The 16,345-nt window shown below is 51.5% G+C and carries 13 protein-coding genes; 8 read left to right on the forward strand and 5 right to left on the reverse strand.

Annotated elements, in window-relative coordinates:
* Position 1 precedes the first annotated feature (1 nt).
* From AC23NW_RS29285 to AC23NW_RS29305, 5 genes are all read left to right on the forward strand, one after another.
* Positions 2-1,135: a DNA polymerase III subunit gene (locus tag AC23NW_RS29285; RefSeq protein ID WP_293834348.1), complete on the forward strand. Its 1,134-nt coding sequence runs from the start codon at positions 2-4 to the stop codon at positions 1,133-1,135.
* Between the two features lie 372 nt (positions 1,136-1,507).
* Complete coding sequence (locus AC23NW_RS29290; RefSeq protein WP_293834347.1) at positions 1,508-1,963, forward strand: ATP-dependent zinc protease family protein; 456 nt, start codon at positions 1,508-1,510, stop codon at positions 1,961-1,963.
* A 79-nt stretch (positions 1,964-2,042) separates the two neighbouring features.
* On the forward strand, positions 2,043-2,945 hold the full coding sequence (rimK, locus tag AC23NW_RS29295) for a 30S ribosomal protein S6--L-glutamate ligase (protein ID WP_293834346.1): 903 nt from the start codon (positions 2,043-2,045) through the stop codon (positions 2,943-2,945).
* Between the two features lie 63 nt (positions 2,946-3,008).
* Positions 3,009-3,752 (forward strand): glucose 1-dehydrogenase, encoded by a 744-nt coding sequence (locus AC23NW_RS29300; protein ID WP_487454049.1) that lies wholly within the window; start codon positions 3,009-3,011, stop codon positions 3,750-3,752.
* Positions 3,753-3,804: 52 nt separating this feature from the next.
* Entirely contained in the window at positions 3,805-4,350 is a 546-nt protein-coding gene (locus AC23NW_RS29305; protein WP_487454051.1) for a hypothetical protein, read from the forward strand.
* Between the two features lie 68 nt (positions 4,351-4,418).
* Here the strand turns inward: AC23NW_RS29305 and AC23NW_RS29310 are convergent, their stop codons facing one another.
* Positions 4,419-5,450, reverse strand: a complete 1,032-nt coding sequence (locus AC23NW_RS29310) for a PorP/SprF family type IX secretion system membrane protein (protein ID WP_071501927.1) — start codon at positions 5,448-5,450, stop codon at positions 4,419-4,421.
* 235 nt (positions 5,451-5,685) lie between these two features.
* Between AC23NW_RS29310 and AC23NW_RS29315 the strand changes: the two genes are divergently transcribed.
* Together AC23NW_RS29315 and ruvB are read left to right on the forward strand one after the other, a co-directional pair.
* Positions 5,686-9,915 (forward strand): T9SS type B sorting domain-containing protein, encoded by a 4,230-nt coding sequence (locus AC23NW_RS29315; protein WP_487454053.1) that lies wholly within the window; start codon positions 5,686-5,688, stop codon positions 9,913-9,915.
* A gap of 164 nt (positions 9,916-10,079) precedes the next feature.
* Positions 10,080-11,111 (forward strand): Holliday junction branch migration DNA helicase RuvB, encoded by a 1,032-nt coding sequence (gene ruvB, locus AC23NW_RS29320; protein ID WP_487454055.1) that lies wholly within the window; start codon positions 10,080-10,082, stop codon positions 11,109-11,111.
* 51 nt (positions 11,112-11,162) lie between these two features.
* Here ruvB and AC23NW_RS29325 read toward each other — a convergent pair whose 3' ends face one another.
* The 4 genes from AC23NW_RS29325 to era all read right to left on the reverse strand — a co-directional run bounded on the left by AC23NW_RS29325 (position 11,163) and on the right by era (position 14,980).
* The gene (locus tag AC23NW_RS29325; RefSeq protein WP_487454056.1) at positions 11,163-11,474 is read right to left on the reverse strand and encodes an ArsR/SmtB family transcription factor; all 312 of its coding nucleotides are present in this window, start codon (positions 11,472-11,474) and stop codon (positions 11,163-11,165) included.
* Positions 11,475-11,676: 202 nt separating this feature from the next.
* Positions 11,677-12,585 carry a DMT family transporter gene (locus tag AC23NW_RS29330; protein WP_487454058.1) on the reverse strand — a complete coding sequence of 303 codons (909 nt, stop codon included), beginning with the start codon at positions 12,583-12,585 and terminating at the stop codon, positions 11,677-11,679.
* A gap of 71 nt (positions 12,586-12,656) precedes the next feature.
* Positions 12,657-13,964 carry a ribosome biogenesis GTPase Der gene (gene der / locus AC23NW_RS29335; RefSeq protein ID WP_487454060.1) on the reverse strand — a complete coding sequence of 436 codons (1,308 nt, stop codon included), beginning with the start codon at positions 13,962-13,964 and terminating at the stop codon, positions 12,657-12,659.
* A gap of 71 nt (positions 13,965-14,035) precedes the next feature.
* Positions 14,036-14,980, reverse strand: coding sequence for a GTPase Era (gene era, locus AC23NW_RS29340; protein WP_487454062.1), 945 nt, complete (start codon positions 14,978-14,980; stop codon positions 14,036-14,038).
* Positions 14,981-15,629: 649 nt separating this feature from the next.
* On the opposite strand from era, the gene AC23NW_RS29345 reads away from it, so the two are divergent.
* Entirely contained in the window at positions 15,630-16,271 is a 642-nt protein-coding gene (locus AC23NW_RS29345; protein WP_487454064.1) for a hypothetical protein, read from the forward strand.
* Positions 16,272-16,345 lie beyond the last annotated feature (74 nt).

The following is a 16,345-nucleotide window of genomic DNA, read 5'->3' on the forward strand; positions in this document are numbered from 1 at the left end:
TATGCTTTTTTCTGATATTATCGGTCACGATGAGACCAAACAAACATTGCTGCGGGCTGTTCAGAGCAATCACCTTGCCCACGCACTGTTGTTTGACGGGCAGGCGGGGAGTGCCAATCTGGCGTTAGCGCTGGCGCTGGCAACCTACGTAAACTGCGAAGACCAGCAGCCGGATGATGCCTGCGGGCGGTGTGCCTCCTGCGTCAAAATGAACAAGCTGGTACATCCTGACCTGCATTTCGTTTTTCCGGTGGCCAATCTGGCAGGCAAAGGAAAAACCAGCGAAGCCTTCCTGGCCGACTGGCGGAAGTTCCTGCTGGATTCGCCGTTCAAAACCCTGCCCGACTGGCTCGATTCGCTCGGGGCCGACAACAAGCAGGGCAATATCTCGGTCGAGGAAGCGCGGAACATTCTCCAGAAACTCTCGCTGAAATCCTACGAAGGCCGTTACAAGATCATGGTGATCTGGCTGCCGGAGTTCATGAACGCGGCTTCGGCCAACGCGTTGCTGAAGGTGCTCGAAGAACCGCCGGAACAAACGCTGTTCCTGCTGGCAACCAACCAGTCTGATAAGCTGCTGATTACAATCCTGTCGCGGACGCAGCGGGTTTCGGTCCGGGCGTTTACCGATGAGGAGGTAGCGATGTACCTGCGGCAGCAGCTGAATCTGGCCGAAGGGCGTGCCCGTCAGCTGGCTTTCCTGGCCGATGGCAACATGGCCGACGGGCTGATGCTGGCCCGCACCGAAGCCCGGGAAGGCGAACAAGCCAACGACCGGCACGTCTGGTTCGCCGACTGGATGCGCACCTGCTACCGGCAGGACCTGATTGCACTTGTCAAACATGCAGATCAGTTCGACGGCTACAGCAAGGAAAAACAGAAAGGCCTGCTGGAGTACGGCTTGCGTCTGTGCCGTGATCTGTTCCTCTGGAAGCAGGGCGCTGAATCCTTGCTGCGGTTGCCGGAAGAGGAAACGGTTTTTGTGAAAAACTTCTCAAAGGTCCTGACGATCGCCCACATCGAACGCATCATCGCCGACATCAACGAAGCGCTTTACCACCTCGAGCGGAATGCCCGTGCCAAAATGGTTGTGCTGGATATGTCGCTGACGTTTACGCGGTTAATCCGGACGTAATGTACCCCATCCCAACCCTTCCCCTGAAATCAGGGGAAGGGCTTTTGCTGCGTCTTTCTCTTGTTTTCGTGATGGGTAATGTCTTCCAGATCTTCCATCGGACGCATCGCGCTCACACCCCTCCCCTGATTTCAGGGGAGGGGCAGGGGGTGGGGTAAAAAGCGCTGTTAATCCGTTGCTTTGCCTTGTCTTTACGAAAAAATAACAGAAAATTAACAGCTAAAAAGACGGTAAGCGGTATATGTGCGTTTCTTTTGAAACATGAATACTGATCCGCCTGCCGCAGCATGCGGCCTGTTGATCCGGTTACCGTACAGAAGAAAACAATGGCCGGGCTAATGTGTTGTTAGCTGTCAGGTGGCCACAAGCGTAATGAAAGCGTCGAAGCTGAAAGAAAAACAGCTGATCGGGACAACTGATCTTGTCGATTTTCCCGATCTGGGTTTGTGCGATGTACCCGCCAAAGTGGATACCGGAGCGTTTACCTCCGCCCTGCATTGTAAGGAGGTTGAGGTGATTCAGGACGGTACAAAAACGCGGCTGAGTTTTTATATCATTGACCCGAGCCATCCGTTGCCGAAACGCATTTATTCGGATAACTTTACCAGAAAAATGGTCCGCAATTCTTTTGGCCACGCCGAAATGCGGTATGTCATCAAAACAAAAATCGTTCTGTTTGGTCGTATCATAAAGACCGAATTTACACTGGCTGACCGGGAGCGGATGCGTAATCCGGTACTGCTGGGCCGGAAACTTCTGCGCAACCGTTTCATCGTTGACGTTTCTCTAAAAAATCTATCGTTTCAAGCCAAAGGCAAAAAGCTGTAAAGCACAATGGCCCACAGGTACCGGCCGTTATACATGGCTGCCCGACACCATTTCTTTACTCAACAAAGCTCCGGAACTCATGCGAATCGCAATATTATCGTCTAACCCTGCGCTGTATTCAACACGGCGCCTGGTCGAGGCCGCACACCAGCACGGTCATGAAACTGAGGTAATTAATTACCTCAAATGTCAGATTGTGATCGAAAATGACCGCCCTGCCCTGTTATACGGCGGCAAAGCCCTGAACGAAATCGACGCCATTGTTCCGCGGATCGGCGCGTCAGTGACGGACTATGGCTGCGCCATTGTGCGGCAGTTTGAGATGATGAAGGTCTTCACCACGGCCAAATCGCAGGCCATCAGCCGGTCGCGCAACAAGCTGCGGAGCCTGCAGGTGCTCTCGCGGGCGGGCGTCGGCCTGCCGAAAACCGTGCTGGCCAACCACCCGAAAGACGTGGCCCAGCTACTTGAGCTGGTAGGTGGCCCGCCGGTTGTGATTAAACTGCTGGAAGGTACGCAGGGCATCGGTGTGGTGCTGGCCGAAACCATTAAAACGGCCAAATCAACCATCGAGGCGTTTACGGGGCTGAAGCAAAACGTACTGGTTCAGGAATTCATCGGTGAGTCGAAAGGGTCGGACATCCGCGCGTTTGTGGTCGGCACGCAGGTGGTCGGGGTCATGCAGCGGCAGGGCGTCGAAGGTGAATTCCGGTCAAATCTGCACCGGGGCGGCAAGGCGCGGGCTATTGAATTGACGCCCGAGATCGAATGGACGGCCATCAACGCGGCGAAGGCACTGGGTCTGAAAGTGGCCGGTGTAGACATGCTGATGTCGGATCGCGGCCCGCTGGTGATGGAGGTCAACTCGTCGCCGGGGCTCGAAGGCATTGAAAAAGCCACCGGCTGTGATGTGGCCAGCCAGATTATGACCTTCATTGAGGAAAAAATCCGGGCGGACGAAAGCGATACGGTGGGCGTTTAATGCGTGTGTTTGCGTTCACTAACCCGTTGAAACATTCGGGGGCGGAAACGGCTTATGGTCTGTATGAAAACTGCAATCATAACCGGAGGAGCACAGGGAATTGGCCGGATTACGGCCCTCAGACTGCTGGAAAAAGGATACGCGGTCGCTGTGTGGGACACCGACCCTGACGCACTTGCTGACATAAATAAACAACTATCGGCTAAGAATGCCTTTTTCGTTTCCTGCGATGTCTCGTCGGAAGAGGCGGTAAAGGACGCGGTCCGGAAAACCCTGACGCGCTTCGGACGCATCGACGTACTGATCAATAATGCCGGTATCGGTATCGAAAAACCGCTGGCCGATTTTACGATTGACGACTGGAATAAGGTGATCGGCGTAAACCTGACCGGTGCTTTTCTGTGCGCTAAATATACCGCCGAACACATTGCCCGTTACGAAGGCAGTATCATCAACATGGCGTCAACGCGGGCGTTTCAGTCGGAGGCCGACACGTTTGCCTATTCGGCGTCGAAAGGCGGTTTGGTGGCCTTGACCCATTCGCTGGCTGTGAGCCTTGGCCCTGCTATTCGTGTTAACTGCATCAGCCCCGGCTGGATTGATGTCTCGGCAGTGAAAAAGCCGGGTGAAGCCCGTCAGGAAGACCTGCGTCCCGAAGACCACAGCCAGCATCCGGCCGGCCGCGTCGGTACGGCCGATGATATTGCCCGTATGGTGCTTTTCCTGATCGACGACGAAAATGACTTCATTACCGGCCAGAACTTCACCGTCGATGGCGGTATGACGCGGAAAATGATTTATGTGTGAGGTTGTTTGTAAGTTTGTGTATCAAACTACATTCTCATACTGATCAGACTGCATGGATGCTGACCTGAAAAAAGCCATTGTCCGGATGCCGCAGGGCGAAAAAGATAAACTGCTGCTCCGGCTTATTGCCAAAGATGATATTCTGGTAGAGCGTCTTGCGTTCGAACTGGTCGAGCATAAGGAGACGCTGGATACGCGTCGTGAGATCATCAAATCGGCGATTAACCGGCTGGCAAAATCCAGCTATGACTGGCCGGGCTGGGCAATGATGGACATGCGGTCGCTGAGCGGTGATATTACGCGGCATGTGAAGGTTACGAAGGATGCGTATGGGGAGGTGGAGTTACAACTGCACATGCTCAACTCGTATTTTGATGAACAGACCGACTTGCTGCGGTTCTATAATTCGCGGTCGGACAAAACGGCTGAATACATTGCCAAACGCACCGAGCAACTGCTCAAGAAGCTGAACAAGCTCAATCCTGACTACTATATTGACTTTGAACTATCGGTAAACCGGCTGCTGGAGCGGGTGCATGCTTTTTGTCCGGCGCCCTATGCCCGCCAGCTGCAGCTGCCGCACGAGTGGGTGTATTGAAAAAAGTAGTGGCACGACTCTGACAGCAACGGCTGCCGGTCGTGCCACCACTGGATAGATAGCACTGATTAAAACTTCGGACACGACAGCTGCCGGGCGCTCTGGCGGGTGCGGCGGGCGCGCTTCTCAATCGGGTCGAAGGTGTATGAAATCGAAATTTCGTGTGAGCCGCCGCTGGCAAAGCCCAGTGTTGAGACCGTCGCGTCGTAGCTATAGCCAATCGAAAACTTATCGGCGCGATACCCGATCAGGAACGCCAGGGCATCGTGGTTATTAAGCGACTGATTATACCGCTTGAACGGCAGGCCACGGTAATAAACCCCCACCGTCATCGGCGAGTAAGTCAGGTAGGCACCCAGATCAAGCTGGTCGTATTTGCCCTGAAATTTATAGAGAATCACCGGCGAAAAACTGATTTCGCGGTCCATCTCATCACCCCGGCCGGTAAAGCCTAAAAGCGGAATCCGCAAACCGGCATGGATATTGCCTTTTATTGGCAAGCGGGTGTTATCACCGACAAAAAAGCCCTGCGCAGGCCGGTTAATGTGGCTGGCGGTTGCGCCGATCCACGCCCAGTCAGAATAATAAAGCCCGCCGACCGTAAAATCAACGTAACTGTTTTTTGGCGATGGCTGCAGCACAATCGGATCGGAAGTCGGGTTGCCCGTGTACCCGCGATTCGTAAACTGATCACCGAAAGTTAACCCGAAATAGTTTAGATTGCGGTTTACGTAGGATGCCTGCAGGCCTAAACGCAGGTTTGCTGCTTCGCTTAGCCGGAGCTGGTAAGAATACTGGCCGGCAATTTCCGTCGACCGGATCTGACCCTGTCCCTGGTTATCGTTCAATACATAGAAGCCGACGCCGCTGTTGATGCCTGGCATAAAGTGGTCAAAACCAGCAGATGAAGTGACGTAGCTCGTGATGGATGGCCACTGATTGCGGTAGTTCACCGTCAGGCGCGGCGCCAGCGCAGAACCCGCAAACGCCGGATTCAGATAAAGCGGAGCGGCATACCACTGTGTGAACTGCGGATCCTGTGCAAACGCTAGCCGAACCAGCAAGAGTAGCGTACCAGTCAAAATGTATTTTTTACCCATAATAAATGCTTCAGCACAAAGAGTTTGCCAAATCAGGGAAATAACGAAGAATCTGCAACGAATTGCATATGATTTGACGTAAAATAATTCGCTAAATGTAAAGGTTTGGTTTCAGTTAAACACCCGCCCGAACATAAAATTTTGCGTCTTTCATTTCGTTAACAATAACGTAGTGCCCCCTTTAACTGTTATGTGATTTGTGTAATTTAGGCCAATTGGGAGCGGTAAACAGTTTATGTCAACAAAGACTACACTCAACTATATTCTTGGACTGATCATTTGGTTGGGCATACTCCCGGGGATCAACGGGGCACTTGCACAGCTTACCGGTCCTCCTCAGAACGTGACCGTTTTACAATCGTTCAGTATCACGGCACAGGGAAGTTTATGCTCACCGACCGCCAATACGGCGTGTGGTAGCGGAGCCGTCACCTTTACCGACTCACGGACCGATGTAGTCGGCTGGAGCTGGCAGTTCGGCCCCTCGACGCCCGGCAGCGGGACAACCACACCCGGCAGCAACACCGGCGTAACGGCTACCACCCGCACGGTAACGCATCAGTTCAGCAGCCCCGGGATGCAGACATTTATTCTGACCAGAACCTTAGCCAACGGGACAACACTGAACAGTACGATTCCGATTACGGTCGGGCAGTCACCCGATTCGTTTACCCAATGGCGGACTGATACGACGATCTGTAAGGGTGAAACCTTAGTGCTGGACCCTTATCAAGGTACTTCGCCGCCTGACTATACCTACAAATGGGCCCCGAGAGGGCAAACGACTCAGACGCTGAGTGTTACCGAATCCGGTTGTTATTCGGTCGAGGTTAAGTCAGACGGCTGTCCGTATGAAGACCTGATCCACGTGGATGTGTGTTTTGAACCGCCCGGATCACCGTCGGCCAAGTGGTACTTCGGCAGCAACGCCGGTCTTGACTTTGCGGGAGGCTCACCACAACCGCTGACCGACGGGAAACTGAAAACCCTGGAAGGGGCTTCGTCGATTTCCAACAGCAAAGGCCAGCTTCAGTTTTATACCGATGGTATTTACATCTACGATGCCGACGGCAATATTATGGCCACTGCCCCCGGAACGGCTTCTGCCTTGCTGGGGGGGGATCAGAAATCAACGCAATCGGCGCTGATTGTCCCGAAACCGACCTGCCGTGGCTGCGAATATCTGTATTACGTTTACACCACTGCGGAAGTAAACGGTACCAAGCAGCTGACCTACAGTATTGTTGATATGCGGGAAAATGGCGGCAAGGGAGCCATTACGGCCGTTAACCTGCCGGTCTCCAGCGACCCGACCAAACTCAGTACCGAACGCTCAGCCGCCGTTCAGAACGAAGCGGATACAACATACTGGGTAGTAACCCATGACTTTGGCAGCGATGTATTCCGGATTACGCACCTGACCCGCAGCGGTACACCGACCCAGACAACGGTTTCGGCCGGTACCTCGCAGACAAACGTAGCGCAGGCACAGGGCTATATGAAGTTCGGGCCTGCCATCAGTACCTCGGCAACAGGCGGAACGGCCACGCCGGGGGCGTCGAATACGGCCATTAAGCAATTGGCAGTAGTCGTGCCGGGTGTGGTGCCGGGACCGCCGAACAACATGGTTGAACTGTACGAGTTTGATACACAAACAGGTAAGTTAACTTACAAACGAACGGTTGACCTCGGACCGGCTCCGCCTGATGCGTATGGGGTAGAGTTCTCGCCCGACGGGACAAAACTGTTCGTAACGTTATTAGGTAATCCCTCAAGCGCTACGAATGCGTCCTCCTATATTGTACAATACGACCTGAAGCAAACCGACCCGGATGCATTAACGGCTTCCCGTACCGAAATTGCGACCAGTACCACGCAGCAGTTCGGTGCGTTGCAGGTGGCTACCGACGGTAAAATCTACGTCTCAGTGCCAGGCTCAACCTCGCTGGGCGTTATCGAAAATCCGAACGCTACCTTCCTGGACAGTCTCCGGTTCAACATCAACGGACAGGATCTGGGCGGTCGTCAGGCGCAGCTGGGTCTGCCGAATCAGGTCATGAACTTTACCCAGCCGCCGAGCAGTAGTCCGGGATTGTCGCATGAAGGGGAATGTGTGGGTGAAGAAGTTCAGTTTACGATAGGGCCATTTTGTCAGAAGTTGAAGGAAACGTATACGTTGGATTTTGGCGACGGAACAGTTCCTAAATCATTCACCTCGGCTCAAACACAGACACACGTCTATCGACAGGCTAACCCTGCGGGATATATTGCAAAATTAACGATAGTGACACGAAAGAATGCACCTCAGGGCCAGGTTGGTGATATCTGTAGTGTTACAACTGTAGTGGACACTGTAAAAATTTATGATAAACCTCAGTCATTCAGTTTAGGGCCTGATCGAATTATTTGTCAGACATCGCTTGATCTAGTGATAAATACGACAGCTCAAAATTATGTTTGGATACGGAATGGGCGGATCATAAGCCGCAATAAAACATATACGGTCACACAGACCGGTACGTATATTGCCTTTGCCTATAATAGTACTGAATGCCCGAAATCTGATACAGTTCAAATAGAACTAACAGCACGAAGACCAAGAGTTTCACCAAGTACTACTATTTGTGCTGGCACATCTACAACATTAACCGTTAGTACTCCTTTATATGAGAAATTTTTGTGGAGCACAGGAGAGAGAGAGAGGACTATTAACGTTGCGCAGGCTGGTGTTTATTCTGTGACAGCATCCTATCCAGATGTGAATGGAGGAGGTGAATGTAGTTCGGTTGAGAGTATTACAGTTGGTACTCTACCAAAACCACGCCTGACAGCTGCGTTAACTCACCCCACAGGTTGTACAACCCTTGACGGTGCCATTACCCTGACACCGACACCGGCGGGTACGTATACCTACGTGTGGACGCGCGCTGACGGATCAGTATTGCCTTCGACGGCAAACCTGCTGTCAGCCGTTTCGGAAGGGACCTACAAAGTCAAGGCCACCAATGCTGCCCAGTGTACGGTAGATAGTTCGTTTGCGCTTGTCTCGCCGGCCAACCCGCTGAAAGCGACACCAACGTCGATGTCTGCGCTGTGTAGCGTACCAAACAGCGGCAGTGCGAACCTGACGATTACGGGCGGAACGCCGACAAGCTTTGCCTGGCGGGATGCTACCGGTGCTATTGTCAGCCAGACGCAACCGTTTACCGGCGCGGCTGCGGGCCGGTATAACGTCGAAATCCGCGATGCGGGCGGTTGCCGGTTAAGTATTCCTGTTGTGGATATCGGGCTCGATACGCGCGGTTTTGCCGATCTGCCGCCGCTCTCACAAGCCTGTATCGGCGAGGCATTGTCGCTGACACCGGCGGGGGCTAATGTGCCGGGGAACACCTTTACCTGGAGTACGGGTGCAACAACGCCAACCATTTCGGTAAGTGCGCCGGGCTCGTATTCGATTACCATCCGCAATACCCTGAACGGGTGTATCGGCAGTGATTTTACAAATGTAACCTTCAGCCCGAAACCAACCGTATCAGCGGGCCCGGCCTTATCGGTTTGTGTCGGCGTACAGCCGGTACAGCTTACCGGTAATTCGCCAACGGGCGGGGTCTGGTCCGGAACGGGAGTAACGCCGGCGGGCAGCTTCACGCCGAGCGCCGCCTATGTATCGACTATTATTACGGTGACCTACTCGGTCACGCAGAACGGCTGCGCCAATGCAGCCACGAGGGCGGTCAGTGTGTTGCCGCCGCCGCAGGTAAATGCCGGTCCGGATGTGGAATTCTGCGCCAACCAGCCGCAGTCGCTTTCGGCAACAGGAACCAGCGGAGCCAGTTTCCAGTGGTCGAACGGAACGGCCGGTGCCATCCTGCGACCGGTATCGTCGGGGACTTATGTGGTCACGGCTTCACAAAACGGCTGTTCAGTAACCGACGCCGTGGTGGTACGGGTGAAGCCGGTTCCGCAGTTCTCCTTTACCAAAGAAGCAGCCATCTGCGTGGGCGACGGGCAGTCAACGACCTTGCTGGTACGGGGTACGCCGGACCTGACCTATTCGTGGCCGGATGTTGGTTCGAGCTTGTCGGCCATTACGGTCAACCGGTCGGGCAGCTACTCGCTGATTGTTACCAACACCGATAATTGTGTGGTCAGGGACTTTGCTAATGTAAAAGACCTGTGCGAGGCGAGGGTATTTATTCCGGAAGCCTTTACGCCAAATGGCGACAGTCAGAATGATGTGCTGCAGGTGTTCAGCGCCTACACGACCGACTTTGAACTGAAAATCTTTAACCGGTGGGGAGAGATCGTCTTTATGACGACCAATCCGGCCGAACCCTGGGACGGGCTTTATAAAGGCGTTTCGTATCCGCCGCAGGTATATGCCTATGTCGTAACCTATGGCAGCCAGTATTTTCCGGAACGGCCGAGGGTTACCAAGCGCGGTTCGGTATCGGTTATCCGGTAATAAAACAGGCCCCTTTCTGTTACGGCAGAGAGGGGCTTTTTCTGTATGAACGGGCTGCCTCGGGCGGCTTTTTTTATGGGAAAAACCGCCTTTTTTTTGTATATTTGACTAGGTAAGCGTGCCTGAAATAACCGTTGTCAGTACGCTTTTATACCACAGGAAACATGCGAAAAGATATTTTAAAAGGTACCAGCGACAGCATGTCTAATTCGGAGAAAGAAATTGAACGGGCGCTCCGGCCGCTTTCGTTCGATGACTTCACCGGGCAGGCGAAGGTGCTGGATAACCTTCAGGTATTCGTGATGGCGGCCAGGCAGCGCGGCGATGCACTCGACCACGTGCTGCTGCACGGTCCTCCGGGACTGGGTAAAACCACGCTGTCGCACATCATTGCCAATGAACTGGAAGCCAACATCAAAATGACTTCCGGACCCGTACTGGATAAGCCAAGCGACCTCGCCGGCCTGCTGACCAATCTTCAGCCGAATGATGTGTTATTTATCGATGAGATTCACCGGCTGAATCCGGTTGTGGAGGAATACCTGTATTCGGCGATGGAAGATTATAAGATCGACATCATGCTCGATTCGGGTCCGAATGCCCGTACGGTACAGATCAAACTGAATCCGTTTACACTCATCGGCGCAACGACGCGGGCGGGTATGCTGACTTCGCCGCTGCGGGCCCGCTTCGGGATCAGCTGCCGGCTGGAATACTATGATGCCAAAATTCTGACCGGCATCGTTCAGCGGTCGTGTGCCATCCTCGGGACGCCGATTGATGAAACGGGTGCCTTTGAAATTGCCCGCCGAAGCCGTGGAACCCCGCGTATTGCTAATAACCTGCTGCGCCGCACGCGTGACTTTGCGCAGGTAAAGGGAAACGGGTATATCACCGTCGGTATTGCCGAGATGGCGCTGACTGCACTTGACGTAGATCACAATGGCCTTGATGAAATGGATAACCGCATTTTATCGACCATTATCGATAAATTTAAGGGCGGACCGGTCGGGTTGTCGACGATTGCCACTGCCTGTGGCGAAGAAGCAGAAACGATTGAAGAAGTATATGAGCCGTTCCTGATTCAGGAAGGCTATCTGAAGCGGACCTCACGGGGGCGTGAGGCGACCGAAAAGGCGTACCATCACCTGGGTGTGTTGCCTACTTATCGTACTGGCGAACTGTTTAATCAATGATCGTATCAGGAGCAAACAACCTAAGTTTGTTTGCTCCTGTAAGATCCAACGTTACTGAGCTAAAACCTTACTCCGGTAAATACAGTCGATTACTTCTGACATTGCATTGTCGACCAGGAAATAATAGATATTTTTCCCGCTCCGACGGATTTCCAGAATACCTTTGTCACGCATGTTGATCAAGTGATGAGAGATCAAAGATTGCTCGGCGTTCAGATTTTTATAAATCGTAGATACGTTGAGTTCTTTGTTTTCCTTTAGCATCTGAATGATCTTGATGCGTAGCGGATGTGCCACGGCCTTTAGCACGTAAGCGGCACGTTCAATACGTTTGTCGTCGTCCATCATTTTTTCCATTACCATATCCGTAGAACATTAAGGTGCGTGCGCGAATGAAAGATACTACTTATTCTCATACAACTGTTTTTTGATGTCTTTTGTAATCGAAAACATTATTTAATGGGACAATGTGTCACCTGTTGTATTGAGTTATAAATTAATATGACCGATCGTTTAACATCGTCAGTTAGTTATACGAAATAACGCCTGATCTGGATTTAAAATTTTATATTTTTTTACCACGCCACCCAATTAAGGATACTCCAGCTAAAACAAATGCCGTTCCCAGTAACTGTAATGCCGTAATTTTTTCGCCTAAAAGTACGGATGCCAGGACAATAGTAAAGACCGGCCCGATGCTGGCTACCAATGATGCATTGGCTGATCCCACGCGCTTAATACCTTCAGCAATCATAAATGTCGGCACAACAGTTACGAAAACAGCCATAATGGCTGTCAGTCCATAGATTGGTGCCGGATAGCTGGCGAGGGTGAAGCCGTTCTGAATCAGGCAGTGGATAACCACCGGAATGGTTGCCGCAATCAGCGCATAGCATGTATACCGCTGCGAGCCCACACGGGCAATCATTGAGTCACTGCCGACGAGATAAACCGCATAGACCAGCCCGCTCAGAATAACCCAGAAAGCGCCCAGTAAAACCGCATGGTGATCGCCGAACTGAATGTGGGGAGCAAACGCAATCAGAATGCCGAGATACGTCAGGGCCAGGGCACCCCATTGCAGCCGGCTGATGCCACGCTTTTTGGTGACGGCATTCATCAGCAACACAAACGTCGGATAGGTGAACAACAGAATCCGCTCCAGACTGGCCGAAATGTAGACCAGACCAATAAAATTAAAGTAACTGGCCAGGTAGTAACCTGTGATCCCCAGAAAGAAAAGCCATAACCATTCACGAACCGTGAGCGGGGTAATCGGAGCGCGCTGCTGCTGATAAAGGGCAATGCCAACGTAAAACGGCAACGCAAACAGCAGCCGCAGCGTCAGCAGCGACAACGCATCAATGTGATACTGATAGGCCAGTTTGATCAGCACGCCTTTCAGGGCAAAACAGAACGCCGCCAGAAAAACGAACAGAACGCCCAGCCAGTAGCGGATTCGGGAAACCTCCATATAAAAAAAACAGCCGATGGCTATTGGTCCGGAACGGACGGCCATCGGCTGCAACTAAGGTGATAACTGTATTATTTCTGCCGGAAAAAGAGCGTTATCGGTACACCGTCGAAGCCGAAATGCGCCCGGAGCTTGTTCTCCAGGAAGCGTTCATAGGATTCCTTAATGTACTGTGGCAGATTACAGAAAAATACGAAAGTCGGCGATGGCGTCGGCAGCTGCAGCATGTATTTGATCTTGATCTGCTTACCCTTGGTCGATGGCGGCGGGTAGGCTTCAGTTTCGGGCTGCATGGCTTCGTTCAGCTTCGAGGTAGTGATTTTCTTGTGCTTGTTTTCATACACCTCCATGGCTTTTTCGATTACCTGGAAAATCCGCTGTTTCTCGTGCACCGATGCAAACATGATCGGCAGGTAATCAATCGGCATCATGCGCTGAATCATCTCCTTACGCCAGTTATCGGCCGTTTTATGGTCTTTCTCCACGGCGTCCCACTTGTTAATCATAACTACAACACCCTTCTTGGCCCGGATCGCCTGACCGATGATGTTGAAGTCCTGTGATTCGAAGCCACGGGTCGCGTCCAGCATCACAATACAAACGTCCGACTCTTCCATCGCCTTCAGCGACCGGAGAATGGAGTAAAATTCGATGTTGTCCTTGATTTTTGATTTCCGGCGGATACCGGCCGTATCGGTCAGGATAAAATCCTGTCCGTAGGCGCGGTAGCGCGTGTTGATGGCATCGCGGGTAGTACCGGCAATGTCGGTAACGATGTTACGCTCCTGCCCTAACAGGATGTTAACGAATGACGATTTGCCGACGTTTGGCCGGCCCAGAATTGAGATCCGCGGAATACCGCCGTTTGGATTTTCAATGCCGTCAGTCTGAAAATGGGTGATAACCTGGTCGAGCAGATCACCGGTGCCGCCGCCATCCTGGGCCGAAACCGGATACGGATCGCCCAGGCCAAGGGCATAAAATTCGGCTGCCGCCTGCCGGCGGTCGGCCGTTTCGGATTTATTGGCCACGACATACACCGGTTTGTTTGACCGGCGGAGTACGTTGGCGAAATCTTCGTCGAGGCCGGTCATGCCCGTCATGGTATCAACCACAAACAAGACCACAGTGGCTTCGTCGAGCGCAATTTCAACCTGTTCGCGGATGGCGCCTTCGAAGACATCTTCGGAGCCTACCACGTATCCGCCTGTATCAATGACTGTGAAGTGTTTGTCTGTCCATTCCGCAAAACCGTAGTGCCGGTCACGCGTTACGCCCGATTGGTTGTCCATGATGGCCTGCCGCTGTTCGGTCAGGCGGTTAAATAGGGTGGACTTTCCGACGTTGGGACGGCCCACGATTGCAACAATATTTGCCATAATGTCAAAGGAGGTGATCAGCGAAGGGGGGCAGCCGGTTTGGTTAAAGCAGCCCTGAAACCTTCCTCACGCTATTCTTCATAACCCAACCGCTTCAGCATACGTTCTTTGCTGCGCCAGTCGGGCTCAACTTTTACAAATGTTTCAAGATATACTTTCTTCCCAAAGAACCGTTCCAGCTCCTCTCGGGCCATAATACCGGTCTTTTTAATCATTTTACCGCCTTCACCGAGCAGGATCGAGCGTTGCGTCGGCCGTTCAACCAGAATTTCTGCCTGTACGACAATCATATCTTCCTTGTCCTTAAACGACGTGATGATTACCTCAGAGCTATACGGTACCTCTTTCTTATAGTTCAGGAAGATTTTTTCCCGGATAATTTCGGAGGCAAAGAAGCGTTCGGGCTTGTCGGTCATTTCATCCGCCGGGAAGTAAGGCGGGTGATAGGGCAGACGGGTAATGATTTCGTGGAACAAAGGCTCCAGGTTGACACCGTTAAGGGCCGAAATCGGAAGAATTAACTCTGCCGGGACGTTTTCCTGCCAGTAAGCCACTTTTTCGTCAACCTGTTCCTGCGTTGCCTGATCAATTTTATTGATCAGCAGAATGACCGGTGCATCGGCATGTTTCAGGCGCCTGAGCACATCGTTCTCGTCGTGTTTTTCGAAAATATCGGTCACGAACAGGACTACATCGGCGTCTTCGAGCGACCCGCGGACAAAGCTCATCATGGACTCATGGAGTTTGTACTGGGGCTGAATGATGCCGGGTGTATCCGAATAAACCAGCTGAAAATCTTCACCGTTGTGGGTGCCATTCAGGATACCCATAATCCGGTGGCGGGTGGTCTGGGCCTTCGAGGTAATGATCGAAAGGCGTTCGCCCACCAGCTGATTCATCAGTGTCGACTTCCCGACATTGGGTTTTCCGATGATACTGACAAAGCCGGCGCGTCCGGGATAAGGTTCTTCCTGTCGTTGTACCGGTTCAATTGAAAAATTTTCTTCTGATTCCATTCTCTTGATAACCAATGATTACCGAAAAAAATCCCTCCCGCACAAAACATTTTTGGGGGAGGGCTGTTATTTTTTTTACAAAGGTAGCTTGTTTTTTCAAATATAACTACTACCTTTGCAGTCCAATCAGTTAGATGATTGACGCGAAAATCGCGGGATGGAGCAGTTGGTAGCTCGTTGGGCTCAGCAATGCAACTTCAGCAGAACAGGTACAAATCGCACTTATTTGTATCGGGCGGGTAAAACCGGAAACTGAAGTTATGGGCAGCGTAGTTGGTAACGATTACGTGTATCTTGTCAAATTCGGGGAAGCCGGTAGTGTGGTAATCCCGAGCCAAGTCCTGACTCGTCAGGAAAGGTGTAGAGACTGAATGGCAGGCCCCTACCTCGTCATGGAGAGGGTGAAGAGACAGTCCAGACTACAAATTCTGCATCAGCAGAAGCAACGAAAGTTGTAGTAGCAAGCATAACCCAAAGGTCGCTGGTTCGAGTCCAGCTCCCGCTACTAAGTAAAAAGGCTAACAAGTTCATAACGAACGGGCTAGCCTTTTTTGTTTTTCCTCGGGGATGGAATCAAATAAAAGCTTCCTGCATAACAGCAAATCATATATCTTTATTTTCTTCAAGTGCTGTTGTTCATCATTCATTTATGTACTTAACTCGTCCTACAAACCCTATTAATATCAGTCAACTCACGAGTGACAAATTTGCTTCCATAGTTCAGGGCGAAGATGATACTTGGCTTCATCCTAATGGATCAAATATGAGAGAGTCTTTTAGGCAAACAAACCGAAACCTAGAGAAACTTGGCTTACCGCTCAATCCATTTACGATCTTTATACCCAGATATTTGGACTATACTTTACGGATGAGCTATGACTCAATGCCTTCCAACAGACGTCCTGATATTAGTCAGCTTAGGATGCATGAAGTTATTGGCTCGGTTAATATATACAGAGGAGTACATACGTTTGAAGCAAGGCCGGCTAAAGAGCCGCTTAAGCATAACATAAATATTTCGTATTGTAGAATAGAAGGGGATTTCAACATTAATCATGTAGTTTCAAGTGAGTATCTAAAGCTGTACTGTTGCACTATCAGCCAGAAAGAATATCTCACCAATAACAATAAGGGCCACGCCATTCTCATAAAAGACTCTCAGTTCAGAAGCATTAAAATTGATCTTTTGGCTGGACACTTGGAAGAAGAAATTGTAGAGTTACGCGAACTGACAATAGAAGACGTTACGACTGAAGAGCTTGAAATTGAGTGGTGTAAAGTTGCAGAGTGAGATGGTCTAATTTATCGGCACAGTGAACTTGCTTAACTTCGCAAGATCATGCAGCAACTAAGCAGACCTAAAAC

Source organism: Arsenicibacter sp. R0_47 (assembly GCF_057652235.1).